This is a genomic window from Neobacillus camarae, assembly GCF_054950115.1.
The window spans coordinates 278,970-290,831 of record NZ_JBUCKX010000002.1 but is presented as its reverse complement, the minus strand read 5'-3'; the positions used below and the strand labels follow the sequence as shown (position 1 = coordinate 290,831).

Annotated in this window: 12 protein-coding genes; 4 read left to right on the top strand and 8 right to left on the bottom strand. The window is 48.0% G+C overall.

Annotated elements, in window-relative coordinates; genetic code table 11:
- Positions 1-54: 54 nt before the first annotated feature.
- Positions 55-1,257: a cardiolipin synthase gene (gene cls, locus ACY8D0_RS09125; RefSeq protein WP_462410202.1), complete on the top strand. Its 1,203-nt coding sequence runs from the start codon at positions 55-57 to the stop codon at positions 1,255-1,257.
- A 15-nt stretch (positions 1,258-1,272) separates the two neighbouring features.
- Entirely contained in the window at positions 1,273-2,232 is a 960-nt protein-coding gene (uvsE, locus tag ACY8D0_RS09120) for a UV DNA damage repair endonuclease UvsE (RefSeq protein WP_462410201.1), read from the top strand.
- Between the two features lie 116 nt (positions 2,233-2,348).
- On the opposite strand, the gene ACY8D0_RS09115 is transcribed toward uvsE, so the two are convergent.
- The 5 genes from ACY8D0_RS09115 to speE all read right to left on the bottom strand — a co-directional run bounded on the left by ACY8D0_RS09115 (position 2,349) and on the right by speE (position 6,963).
- Positions 2,349-2,528, bottom strand: coding sequence for an H-type small acid-soluble spore protein (locus tag ACY8D0_RS09115; protein ID WP_462410200.1), 180 nt, complete (start codon positions 2,526-2,528; stop codon positions 2,349-2,351).
- Positions 2,529-2,842: 314 nt separating this feature from the next.
- Complete coding sequence (gene argS / locus ACY8D0_RS09110) at positions 2,843-4,513, bottom strand: arginine--tRNA ligase (protein WP_462410199.1); 1,671 nt, start codon at positions 4,511-4,513, stop codon at positions 2,843-2,845.
- Positions 4,510-4,929, bottom strand: coding sequence for a YwiB family protein (locus ACY8D0_RS09105; protein ID WP_462410198.1), 420 nt, complete (start codon positions 4,927-4,929; stop codon positions 4,510-4,512). The genes argS and ACY8D0_RS09105 overlap by 4 nt, the downstream gene beginning before the upstream one ends.
- Before the next feature lie 220 nt (positions 4,930-5,149).
- On the bottom strand, positions 5,150-6,022 hold the full coding sequence (gene speB, locus ACY8D0_RS09100; protein WP_462410197.1) for an agmatinase: 873 nt from the start codon (positions 6,020-6,022) through the stop codon (positions 5,150-5,152).
- 110 nt (positions 6,023-6,132) lie between these two features.
- Complete coding sequence (gene speE / locus ACY8D0_RS09095) at positions 6,133-6,963, bottom strand: spermidine synthase (RefSeq protein WP_462411332.1); 831 nt, start codon at positions 6,961-6,963, stop codon at positions 6,133-6,135.
- Positions 6,964-7,345: 382 nt separating this feature from the next.
- On the opposite strand from speE, the gene ACY8D0_RS09090 reads away from it, so the two are divergent.
- Positions 7,346-9,415 (top strand): transglycosylase domain-containing protein, encoded by a 2,070-nt coding sequence (locus tag ACY8D0_RS09090; RefSeq protein ID WP_462410196.1) that lies wholly within the window; start codon positions 7,346-7,348, stop codon positions 9,413-9,415.
- Positions 9,416-9,568: 153 nt separating this feature from the next.
- Here ACY8D0_RS09090 and ACY8D0_RS09085 read toward each other — a convergent pair whose 3' ends face one another.
- Both ACY8D0_RS09085 and ACY8D0_RS09080 read right to left on the bottom strand, forming a co-directional pair.
- Complete coding sequence (locus ACY8D0_RS09085; RefSeq protein ID WP_462410195.1) at positions 9,569-10,081, bottom strand: YwhD family protein; 513 nt, start codon at positions 10,079-10,081, stop codon at positions 9,569-9,571.
- A gap of 16 nt (positions 10,082-10,097) precedes the next feature.
- Positions 10,098-10,748 (bottom strand): site-2 protease family protein, encoded by a 651-nt coding sequence (locus ACY8D0_RS09080; protein ID WP_462410194.1) that lies wholly within the window; start codon positions 10,746-10,748, stop codon positions 10,098-10,100.
- Positions 10,749-10,878: 130 nt separating this feature from the next.
- Between ACY8D0_RS09080 and ACY8D0_RS09075 the strand changes: the two genes are divergently transcribed.
- Positions 10,879-11,217, top strand: coding sequence for a 2-hydroxymuconate tautomerase (locus tag ACY8D0_RS09075; RefSeq protein WP_462410193.1), 339 nt, complete (start codon positions 10,879-10,881; stop codon positions 11,215-11,217).
- Between the two features lie 334 nt (positions 11,218-11,551).
- Here ACY8D0_RS09075 and ACY8D0_RS09070 read toward each other — a convergent pair whose 3' ends face one another.
- The gene (locus tag ACY8D0_RS09070; protein ID WP_462410192.1) at positions 11,552-11,764 is read right to left on the bottom strand and encodes a hypothetical protein; all 213 of its coding nucleotides are present in this window, start codon (positions 11,762-11,764) and stop codon (positions 11,552-11,554) included.
- Positions 11,765-11,862 lie beyond the last annotated feature (98 nt).

Sequence of the window (11,862 nt, the reverse complement as noted above, 5' to 3'; positions counted from 1 at the left end):
TAATAGAAATGATTTTTCGTGGAAAAACTACAACAGACTGGAGGATGGTTTCCCATGTATGTGGCAATGGCTTTGATTGGACTAATTCTTCTGTTCATTATATGGCTTGGCTTGGATTTTAACTTAGGACAAAAGAAGCATCTTGCTTCCGCGCCCCAAACCGAAACCCCAATCCTTCATGGCGACTTTGATATTCTTCCGCATGGGAAAAAAATGTTCACGGACTACTTTGACGAAATCCGTGCTGCCAAGCATCATGTACATGTTCTATTTTATATTATCAAAAATGACTCGTTCAGTCTGGAATTTTTTTCATTGTTAAAAGAAAAGGCGGGTCAGGGTGTCGAAGTCCGGCTGCTGTTAGACCGTCTCGGCGGCTTGAAGGTAAAAAAATCTGAGATTCAAGCCTTGAAACAGGCGGGAGTCCGGTTTTCCTACTGCAACCGGATCAGATTTCCGTTTCTATTTTATACGGCGCAAGTGCGCAACCACCGGAAGATCTCCATTATTGATGGAAAAATCGGCTACCTAGGCGGGTTTAATATCGGCAAAGAATACATTGACCAGGACCCAAAGCTTAGCCCGTGGCGCGACTACCATTTGAAAATGTCTGGTGAGGGCGTCAATTTTTTGCAGAGTGAGTTTTTCATTGATTGGCGGCTGGCCACGGGAGAGAATTTGCAGCGGGACGCGGCCTATTTTCCTAAGCTTCCGCAGGGCCGCATCCGCCACCGGCTGATGCCGACGGAGGCCGGCCACCTGGAACCTATGCAAATCAAGCTGATTCGCCAGGCCGAGCGGGAAATTACCATCGGGAGCCCGTATTTCATCCCCAGCAAAAAATTATTCAGCGAGCTGAGGGAAGCGTTGCGGCGCGGGGTCGGCCTTACGGTGATTACGCCTTATACGGCCGACCATGTGTTGGTCCAGGAGGCCTCCTACCGGTTTTTACGGATCCTGCTTCGGGAAGGGGCTCAGGTATACCAATACAAAAACGGTTTTTATCATGCAAAAGTGATTGTGGTCGATGACAAGGTTTGCGATGTGGGGACGGCCAATTTTGATAACCGGAGCTTATTTCTGAATAAAGAAATCAATTGCTATATCTATGACAGCGGATTTATTGAACGCCTCATGAGGGTGTTAAAGAAAGACATCGAGGACTCCAAGCCGATGCTGCTGAAGACGCTCAATAGGCCGAATTTCAGCCGTTCTGTCAAAGAAGTGATTGCCAGAGCTTTATCCTTTTTCTTATAGGAAGGGGCTATGCCCATGAAGATTCGTTTCGGCTATGTTTCCCACGCCATCAGCCTGTGGGATGCTTCACCGGCCAAAACGGTGACGTTCACCCGGTACAAGCAGCTGGGCGAGCAGGAACGTGCGGAGAAACTGCTTGAGGTAACCAAGCAAAATCTCAATCACACCCGGCGGATGCTGTACTATAATTTAGCCCACGAGATTGAACTGTACCGGCTTTCAAGCTCGATTGTCCCGCTGGCGACCCATCCGGAGGTGCTTTGGGATTTCACGACGCCGTTCCGGGAGGAGTGGCAGGAGCTGGGCGAGTTGGTGCGGAAAAACAACCTGCGGGTGAGTTTCCACCCCAATCAGTTTACGCTGTTCACTTCACCGCAGAAAAAGATTACGGAGAACGCGGTGGGCGACATGAAGTACCATTACGGGATGCTGGAGGCGATGGGCATCGTGCAGGAGAGCCTGATCAATATCCATATTGGCGGGGCTTATGGGGACAAGGAAAAGGCGGTGGCCCGGTTTCACCAAAATTTGAAGTCACTGCCTGCCCCGATTAAGAAGATTATGACGTTGGAGAATGATGATAAGACGTACACCACGGAAGAAACGTTGGCGGTGTGTGAAAAAGAGGGCATCCCGCTTATGTTCGATTACCATCACCATATGGCCAATTTGTCGGAAGCGGGGCTGGAAGAACTGCTGCCGCGGGTGTTTGCGACGTGGGCGGTGCGGCCTGAATTAGTGCCGAAAATCCATATCTCATCGCCCAAGACAGAGAAAGAATTCCGGTCCCACGCCGACTTCGTCGACCCCGAATTCATCATGCCATTAATCACACTGTTAAAACAAATCGGCCGCGACGTCGACTTCATGATCGAAGCCAAAGCCAAAGACCAAGCCCTGCTAAAACTCATCCAAGACCTAAGCAAAACCCGAGGCATCACCCGCATCAGCGGCGGCGCCATCACCATCAAATAAAAGGACTTTCTCCCTTTAAAGCGGCGGGGGCCTGTCCCCCACTCAGGTAACGCTTTAACGCGGCGGGGGACATGCCCGAAAAAATAAAGTCTCCGAGCTGGTTTCGGAGACTTGTTTTATTCTTCGATGAGGTATAGTACTGGGACGTCTTGTTCGTTTTCGGGGTCTTTCCTTGTGTAGATGCGGGCCATTTTGGCGGCTTCGTCTATGTGCTGGATGATGACGGGTGTTCCTTCATAGGTCACGTTGATCATGTCAGCAGATTCCAGGATTTCTTTTGCTCTTCCTACATTCATGCGTGCGGTCCACTCCTCACTGAAAAGTCTTTACTAATATTTGCATTTTTTTGGATGGTATTCATGTTCTAGGAACTTTTCGAGGGCTATTTTGGGTTGGGCGCATTTAGCCCATCATTTGCTTTTCCCGATATTTGCTCACTTTTTACTGATATATTGGATTTTTTCCCGATATATTTAAAATTTTGCCGATATATTCGATTTTTTCCCGATAAATCACCCTTTAGCGTAGTTAGGCTAAGTTTGGACCCATCCCCATTTCATATATCATGCAAAAAGCCCTCCCATTTCTAATGGGAGAGCTTCATAATAGCTTACATTTTTTCCGGAGCAGAAACCCCAATTAACGCCAAGGCGTTCTTCAGAGAAATTTGCACCGCTTTTACCAGCGCAAGGCGGGCCTTAGTGCGTTCCGGATGCTCGAGGTCGAGTACCTTTTCAGCATTGTAAAAGCTGTGGAACGCTGCTGCCAATTCATTGATATAGTTGGTGATTCGGTGCGGCACACGCTTCAGAGCCGCCTCACCGACCGCCGCAGGGAACTCGCCTAATTTTTTCAGTAAATCTATTTCCTTTTCGGCCCCAACCAATGAGAAATCAGCATTATTATCTGCCTTTACACCCTGTTCTTCGCCAGAACGCAAAATGGAACAAATCCGGGCATGGGCATATTGTGCGTAGTAAACCGGGTTTTCATTGGACTGCGACACAGCCAAATCCAAATCAAAATCCAAGTGGGTATCGGAACTGCGCATCGCGAAAAAGTAACGGGTGGCATCGAGGCCGACCTCATCGACCAAATCCCGCATCGTGACGGCCTTTCCGGTCCGCTTGCTCATCTTCATTTTCTCGCCGTTCTTATAAAGGTGAACCAGCTGGATGATTTCCACCTCGAGCGCCTCGCGGTCATAACCGAGCGCCTGAATGGCTGCCTTCATCCTTGGAATATAGCCATGATGGTCCGCGCCCCAGATGTTGATTAATTTTTCAAAACCGCGGTCCAGTTTGTTTTTATGATAAGCAATATCCGGAGTCAAGTACGTATAAGAGCCGTCCTGCTTGATCAGCACACGGTCTTTGTCGTCACCAAAATCGGTGGACCGCAGCCAGGTAGCCCCATCCTGCTCGTAAATATAGCCCGTTTTCCGAAGTGCTTCCAGTGCCTTGTCAATTTGGCCATTTTTATATAATGAGGTTTCGGAGAACCAAACATCAAAGCGGACACGGAAGTCCTCAAGGTCGCGCTGCAGTTTGGCCATTTCCGTCTTCAGGCCATATTCACGGAAAAACTCGAACCGTTCTTCTTCTGATTGGTTTACATATTTGTCGCCGTATTCCTCTGCCAGCTTTTTGCCGATTCCCACGATATCTGCGCCATGATATCCGTCTTCCGGCATGTCTTTTTCCATACCTAAGGCTTGGAAGTAGCGGGCCTCGACCGAACGTGCCAGATTGTTAATTTGATTGCCAGCGTCGTTAATATAGTATTCACGGGAAACTTCGTAGCCTGCTTTGTCCAAAATGTTGCACAGCGAGTCGCCGACCGCCGCACCGCGGGCATGTCCTAGGTGAAGGTCACCGGTCGGATTGGCCGAAACGAACTCGACTTGGACCTTTTGCTGGCCGCCGACATTGGTTGTGCCGTATTTTTCCCCGGCTTCAAGGATGGCTGGAATCAAGTCTGTCAGATAACCGTTGTTCATAAAAAAGTTAATAAAGCCAGGACCGGCAATCTCCATTTTTTCAATAGAAGCTCTGGAGCGGTCAAAGTTTTCAATGATGGCTTCGGCAATCATGCGCGGCGCCTTTTTGGCCACGCGGGCCAGCTGCATCGCCATGTTCGTAGAATAGTCACCGTGCGCTTTTTCCTTAGGGACTTCGAGGATCACATCAGGAATCTGGTCCTCTGTTGCAAGCCCAGCCTTCAGCACGGCGGCGCGAATCTCTTCCTTTAATTTGCTTTGCGTTTGTTCAACAATATTCATGTTCGGTCCTCCTGAAAACTGATTTCTAAATGATATGTACCGGCATGTTCGCCCTGCATAGCGAATTCGTATAAAATATCCATTAAGCCTTTGCCATTTTCAAAAGTAAAGGTCAAACTTTTCGTATTGGTCGTTGTTTCAAATACGCCAAACGGCATTTCATAGCTGCCCCGAAGCTTCTTTTGCAGAGTAAACGGCAGCCGCATTTTCACTGCACCGCTGCGCAGAATCAATGCCTCATCCGGCGTCATCTTCACAATCGTCCGGACACTGCCCGCTTCCATTGCTTCTTCATACTGCAAGAAAGACGCCTTTTCCTTTTGGTAATAGCGGCCAAACACCATCAACTCAATCGTCTCTTCCTGGTCAATGGTTGTCTTCACACTAATCTTCACCGGAATTTCCGCCAATGCCAAGCAGAACCCCTCCTGTGCCATGGGGACGGTTTGTTTGCTTTTTCGTTAACACCAGGGTCGCTAGTGTCTAAACCATCCAGCCATTCTACTATTTATATGATGTCTCTATCATTGACGATTGCCCGTCCATGCATACTTACACATTATATACATAGAGTCTGCGTAAAGCAAAGGTGCCTGTCCGTTTATAGGACAGGCACCAGTCTTCTATGCTTCTTGTTTATTTTACCCAGCCAAGCAGCATTTCGCGGATCATTTTGCTGGCTGTATTGACGGTTTGTTCGGACGGGTCCCAAACCGGTGCCACTTCGACCAGGTCAGCACCGACTACATTGACCTCGGAACGAGCAATCGCGTGGATTGAAGCCAACAGCTCCTTCGAAGTAATCCCGCCGGCATCGACTGTGCCGGTTCCAGGCGCATGGGCCGGGTCCAACACGTCGATATCGATTGTGACGTATACCGGACGGCCGGCCAGCTGCGGCAGAACCTCTTTTAATGGCTCCAAGACCTCAAACTTGCTGATATGCATGCCGTTTTCCTTCGCCCACTGAAACTCTTCCTTCATGCCGGACCGGATGCCAAATGAATAAACATTCTTTGGCCCGATGTGCTCAGCAATCTTGCGGATTGGCGTCGAGTGCGACAGTGGTTCGCCTTCATATTGTTCGCGCAAATCCGTATGCGCATCAAAATGGATGATCGCCAAATCGGGATATTTCTTATATACCGCCTTCATGACCGGCCAAGACACGAGGTGCTCGCCGCCCATGCCAAGCGGAAACTTGCCGGCATCAATAATCCGGTCGACAAACTCTTCAATCATATCCAAGCTGCGCTGGGCATTGCCGAACGGCAGCGGAATATCGCCTGCATCAAAGTATTTTACATCATCCAGTTCACGGTCAAGGTACGGGCTATACTCCTCCAGACCAGGCGACACCTCGCGAATCCGTGTAGGACCAAACCGTGAACCCGGACGGAAACTAACCGTCCAATCCATCGGCATCCCATAAAGAACCACACGGCTCTCCTCAAACACAGGATGACTCTTAATAAACACATTCCCTGAATACGTCTCCTCAAAACGCATAAACCCAACTCCTCTCGGGGCCTTCCCTCCACTGCTTTAACGCTTTACCATGGTGGGGGCCTGTCCCCCATCGCTTTACCGCACTACTGCAGTGTAGACTGTTTCCCCGTTTATTTCACTAAGTCTTCTACAAATTTAGGTAAGACAAAGGCTGTTTTGTGTATTTCTTTGGTGTAGTATTTGGTTTCGATTTCGTGGAAGCTGTTGAAAGTTACTGCCAGCGGGTCGTATTTTTTGGATCCGATGGTGAATGCCCATAGGCCGCTTGGGTAGGTCGGGATGTTGGCCAGGTACAAGCGGGTGATTGGGAAGATCTCACGGACATCACGCTGGACGTTGCGGATCAAATCGGCCTTAAACCATGGGTTGTCGGACTGGGCCACGAACAAACCGTCTTCCTTTAAGGCTTTAGAGATTCCAGCATAGAAACCTTTGGTGAAAAGGTTTACCGCAGGGCCGACTGGCTCAGTGGAATCTACCATAATGACGTCATATTCCCCGTCGCTTTTGGCGATATGCATAAACCCGTCATCAACACGCACGTCGACGCGCGGGTCATCCAGTTTGCCGGCAATCTCCGGCAGGTATTTCTTCGAGTACTCGATGACTTTCCCGTCAATGTCCACAAGGGTGGCCTTCTTGACCTCCGGATGCTTCAGCACTTCACGGATAACGCCGCCGTCACCGCCCCCGACCACCAGGACGTTCTCCGGGTTGGGGTGTGTGAACAATGGAACATGGGCAACCATTTCGTGATAGACAAACTCATCCCTGACAGACGTCATGACCATGCCGTCCAGCAGCAGCATGTTGCCCCATTCTTCTGTTTCGACCATATCCAGCTTCTGAAACTCCGTTTGCTCTGTATGTAAGGTTTTATTCACTTTCATCGTAATGCCAAAGTTTTCGGTCTGCTTCTCAGTAAACCAAAGTCCACCCATACTCGTCTTCCCTCTTTCATTCCAGATTTTAAAGCATGAAACAATGAACACGAAGAGTTCTAGGCATACACCGCTGACCGGGCTTCCGCTTGTTATGCAGGCAGTATCGATTTTGAAAAGGTACTGCCCGTGCCATACGGCGCTGACCAGGGCGCTTCCGCTTTTCTTTTATACTACCCAAACTATTGAATTACAAACACAGAAAAAAGTCTAGCAATATTTAAGAAAAATATTTGATTTTTATCCAAAAAGTGTTTAAAACGCTCTTCTTTTTTCAATACTATTACTATCTTTATTTTTAAAAATGACCAGATACCGCCGGAAAGGAAAGCAAATGCCGGCCGGGGTGCTAATCATCTCAAAAGAGGGGCGGGAGAACAGCATGGAAATCATGACGAATCACGGGTTCCGGAAGACAGTCAAATATTTGCGCGCACTTTTTTTCATCAGTTTGATTGGCATGATTTGTCTGTTCATACTCATCATGGGCGTCCTTGGCTACGCCAAAATACTAGGGGCGCCGCCATTGGCCGTTCCGCAGTCGACACTGTTTTTCTCAGACGACGGAACCTTGATCGGTGAATCGAACAATGGCCAAAAACGCTATTGGGCCAAACTTGACAACATTTCACCGGACTTAATCGACGCAACCATTTCCATTGAAGATAAAAATTTTTACAACCATCACGGCTTTGACTATAAACGGGTCGGAGGGGCGGTGCTTGCCGACATCAAGGCGATGGCGAAGGTCCAGGGGGCCAGCACCATCACCCAGCAGTACGCGCGGAACCTATTTCTCGAGCACGATAAAACATGGAAGCGCAAGCTGCTTGAGGCGTTTTACACGATCCGCCTCGAAATGAGCTATCCGAAAAAGCAAATTCTAGAAGGCTACTTAAATACCATCTACTACGGCAATGGCACGTACGGTGCGGAAGCTGCCAGCAAGTATTACTTTGGGAAACCAGCGTCCAAGCTCACGCTCAGCGAGGCTAGCATGCTGGCCGGAATCCCCAAGGGTCCTGGCATCTATTCACCATTCAATTCGATGGAAAAAGCCAAAGCCCGGCAGGAGATTATTTTACAAAGCATGGTCAAAAACGGTTATATATCAAAAAATAAAGCTGAGCAAGCGGCCCGGCAGCCGCTCCATTTAACGGGCGAACCCACCGTCAAAAGCGAAAAAGTCGCTCCCTATTTTCAGGATGCCGTCAAAAACGCACTCAAAACCAAACTCGGGCTGGATGACCGCACGATCGCCTTGGGCGGACTCAAAGTATACACGACGCTGGATATGAAGCAGCAAAAGGCCGCGGAGCGCGAGGTCCAAAAATATGCATCCGACTCGTCTGAAATCCAAATCGGCCTTGTCGCCATGGACCCGAAAACCGGCCAAGTGAAGGCCATGGTTGGGGGCCGGGACTATGACAAAAGTCCGTTCAACCGGGCCGTTCAGGCCATCCGCCAGCCGGGGTCTACCATTAAACCATTGCTGTACTACGCGGCACTCGAGCACGGCTTCACCCCCTCATCGACGATGCGGAGTGAATCCACGACGTTCCAGTTTGACGATGGCCAATCCGAGTATACGCCGCATAATTTTAATAATAAATACGCGGACGGGGAAATCACGCTTGCCCAAGCCCTCGCCGTATCCGATAATATTTTTGCTGTCAAAACGCATTTGTTTTTAGGCGAAGACACCTTGATTAAGACAGCTAAGAGGTTTGGGCTGTCGACCAAAATGGAACAAGTGCCATCGCTCGCCCTGGGCACGTCAGGTGTCAGGGTCATCGAAATGGCCAATGCGTACAGCCTGCTGGCCAATGGCGGAAAAAAAGTCAGCCCGGACTTGATTACCAAAGTCGAGGACTATAATGGCAATGTGATTTATGAAAATAAACCCGAGTCCGAGCGGGTCTTGGATGAGGCAAAAGCGTTTGTCATGACCGAGATGCTGACCGGCGTGTTTGACCCGAAGCTGAACGGCTATGCCAGTGTTACGGGCAGCACCATCCTTGATACATTAACAAGGCCGTATGCCGGCAAATCCGGTTCAACTGAAACCGACAGTTGGATGATCGGCTATTCGCCGCAGCTCGTGACCGCGGTGTGGGCTGGCTTTGACAAAAACAAGCCGCTTGAAGCCTCAACAGACAAAACCTATGCCAAAAACGTTTGGGCCCATTTCATGGAGGAAGCCCTCGACGGCAAGCCGGTCAAGTCGTTCAAGCCGCCAAAGGCTGGGGTCATCGGCGTTTATGTCGACCCGGCAAATGGCAAGCTGGCCACGAAGGATTGTCCGATCCGGCGCTTCACCTATTTCGAAAAAGGCACAGAGCCGACCGACTATTGCACCGAGCATATCCGTGACCATAACGATAAATCAAAGGTCAAACCTGACAAGGATAAGATGATTCCATGGTACAAGCGGGTATTCCCATGGGGATAACTATATTGCTGCTATAATAACGGAAAAAGCTCCGGAGAATTCTCCGGAGCTTTTTCCTGTCCTAGTTTTACAGTGCTTTCACACTGCTTATATAGTACCATGTTTTTGTAAAACTACAAGTAATTGGACTTGTTTATTTTCGTAAAAAAATTTTCACTCTCCGAGCAGTCCTTTTTTCAGTTCGTCTGTCGAGTTGTTCCAAAGTTCCTCATTATGATTCTGTAAAAACTCAGCCAATATCCGCTTCGATTTTTCATCCATATGGTCGACCATGATCTGGCGCTTGAGCGACTTATCCATCCGGTTGACGTGCTCCGGAAGCGACTTGTAGCCGCGGCGGATGGAGCGGTCGACCGTCATGTAGCAGGCCGTTACGCCGGCGTAATAAGGCCCCTGCTCGACGCGGTCAATCGTCACCCAAACGAGCCAATATGGTTTGCCGTTAGGAACGTCTTCCTGGTTCGGCAAGAACTTGATTCCCTTTTCCACGGCACTGCGGGCATGCATCGCGCCGACATCAATCTCCGCTTCTCCGGCCTCTACATCGATGATAACTGGCGAGATATTGTCCAAGCTCAGGACACCCGCTCCATAGCCTTTATGGCCCTTCATCGGGTCTTCCGGCTTGATAATATTAAATCCGAGTTTTTTCTTTTTTTCTTCCATTGACGCTTAAAACCTCCTAATAAAATAAAGAGTAGAAAAAAGTACTTAACCCATATTTGAACCACGGAATCACGATATCAAAAAATGGCCCAATCGTGTAACGGCTTAACGGTGTTATCACTAATATTAAGAAAATCAAAGTCCCGTACTGTTCATACTGTGTTAATTTTGCCCTGATATGATTGGGAACTAAATCTTCAATAATTCGGTAGCCATCGAGCGGCGGCAATGGGAGTAAGTTAAATATAAACAACATGACATTAAGATTGATAAATACAGTGATAAATATTGAAAAAGTATCTGAAGTTAGGATTCCGTATTTTTCTGATGCATACCCAACGGTCAGGCCGATACAGGCCAAAACCAGATTGGACAACGGTCCCGCGACGGAAACCAGGACACCTGCGAGCCTTGGTCTTTTAAAGAAAAACCGGTTTACCGGTACCGGACGAGCCCAGCCAAAGCCGGCAACAAAAATTAAGATTGTGCCAATCAGGTCAAGATGTTTCACTGGATTTAATGTCAGCCGCCCTTGGTTTTTGGCGGTCATATCCCCAAATTTATACGCCATAAAGGCATGGGCAAATTCGTGAAACGTGAATGCAAATATCAACGTGATCGCGACATAAGGAATCAATCTAATCGGGTATACTAAAAATTGTTCCATTTGGTTTCTCCTTCCCGAAATGGATTCTCTCTTGTTCTTTTGTCTATCTTTTTAGTTCAAGCTCCCACTAACGCTGGCTGGTTCCAATTTGCGACGCTAACCAGGCGCCTGCGCTTTTCTTTCAGTATACATGATTACCGTTCTAAAAAGAAAATATATGTGCTGCCGGTTATTGCACTTTTCCGTCTTTTGTGGAACACTACAGAGGAAAGCAGAGGCTTGGGCATACATACTAGTTCATCGCCAGAAGTCTCATGCCATTCAATCAAGGAGGGGATTTATCATGCCATATGTGACAGTGAAAATGTTAGAGGGCCGTACCGACGACCAGAAGCGGGCACTTGTTGAAAAAGTAACCGATGCGGTCAGCGAGACAACGGGCGCACCAAAGGAAAAAATTACGGTGTTTATTGAGGAAATGTCCAAAAACCATTATGCGGTTGCCGGCGTCAGGGCAAGCGACAAATAATCTACCCTATAAAAGAGTGTGAACTTCGCCCGTTCACACTCTTTTTGTCCTCCCGCACATATAACTTGGCTCAGATATATCTGATCGAAGATTTCACTGTTTTGAAAAATAAACGGCAAAATTCCGTTTAAATCGGGAAATACCCATATTTCCCTGAAAATAAAGGAAGTTTTTCCGTTTATATGATCCAAATCTTTGGATTTTGACCTTTTTAGAGAAGCTAATCGGAATACCTCCGCTTATATCTGTTATTTATGCTCCGCTATATACATTAGCCGGAAATTCTCCGTCTATGAATTCCCATACCTACTTGAAAATCAACAATGAACAGAGCTTAAAACTTAAACTCATTCTTGGGCTGGTCCAGGGTCATTTTTTGCAGTTCCAGTTTCATCTTCTCTGTTTCAATCAGATAGTTTTGTTGTTTCAGCCGCTCGAGCTCCAGCTGATCCTTGAGCATTTCTGCTTTTACCTTGGCCAGCTTCTGAAAATGGGCCGTCAAAATCGCTACAATTGGTATACAAACCGCGATTGCTCCTATTATCATTGCAATATCCCCCTAATCTTAACCTCATAGTTCTATGATATCAGATTTTTGGAAAAATTAGTAAATGGTTTATTCCACAAAAAAAACGCCGGACCCCT

Bases quoted from the DNA above. Each gene is read 5' to 3' on its own strand.
- cls (WP_462410202.1), top strand. From the start codon at position 55: ATGTATGTGGCAATGGCTTTGATTGGACTAATTCTTCTGTTCATTATA.
- ACY8D0_RS09085 (WP_462410195.1), bottom strand. From the start codon at position 10,081: ATGGAAGAAAAAAAGAAAAAACTCGGATTTAATATTATCAAGCCGGAA.
- ACY8D0_RS09115 (WP_462410200.1), bottom strand. From the start codon at position 2,528: ATGAATGTAGGAAGAGCAAAAGAAATCCTGGAATCTGCTGACATGATC.
- uvsE (WP_462410201.1), top strand. From the start codon at position 1,273: ATGAAGATTCGTTTCGGCTATGTTTCCCACGCCATCAGCCTGTGGGAT.
- ACY8D0_RS09090 (WP_462410196.1), top strand. From the start codon at position 7,346: ATGGAAATCATGACGAATCACGGGTTCCGGAAGACAGTCAAATATTTG.
- argS (WP_462410199.1), bottom strand. From the start codon at position 4,513: ATGAATATTGTTGAACAAACGCAAAGCAAATTAAAGGAAGAGATTCGC.
- ACY8D0_RS09075 (WP_462410193.1), top strand. From the start codon at position 10,879: ATGATTACCGTTCTAAAAAGAAAATATATGTGCTGCCGGTTATTGCAC.
- speB (WP_462410197.1), bottom strand. From the start codon at position 6,022: ATGCGTTTTGAGGAGACGTATTCAGGGAATGTGTTTATTAAGAGTCAT.
- ACY8D0_RS09080 (WP_462410194.1), bottom strand. From the start codon at position 10,748: ATGGAACAATTTTTAGTATACCCGATTAGATTGATTCCTTATGTCGCG.
- ACY8D0_RS09070 (WP_462410192.1), bottom strand. From the start codon at position 11,764: ATGATAATAGGAGCAATCGCGGTTTGTATACCAATTGTAGCGATTTTG.
- speE (WP_462411332.1), bottom strand. From the start codon at position 6,963: ATGGGTGGACTTTGGTTTACTGAGAAGCAGACCGAAAACTTTGGCATT.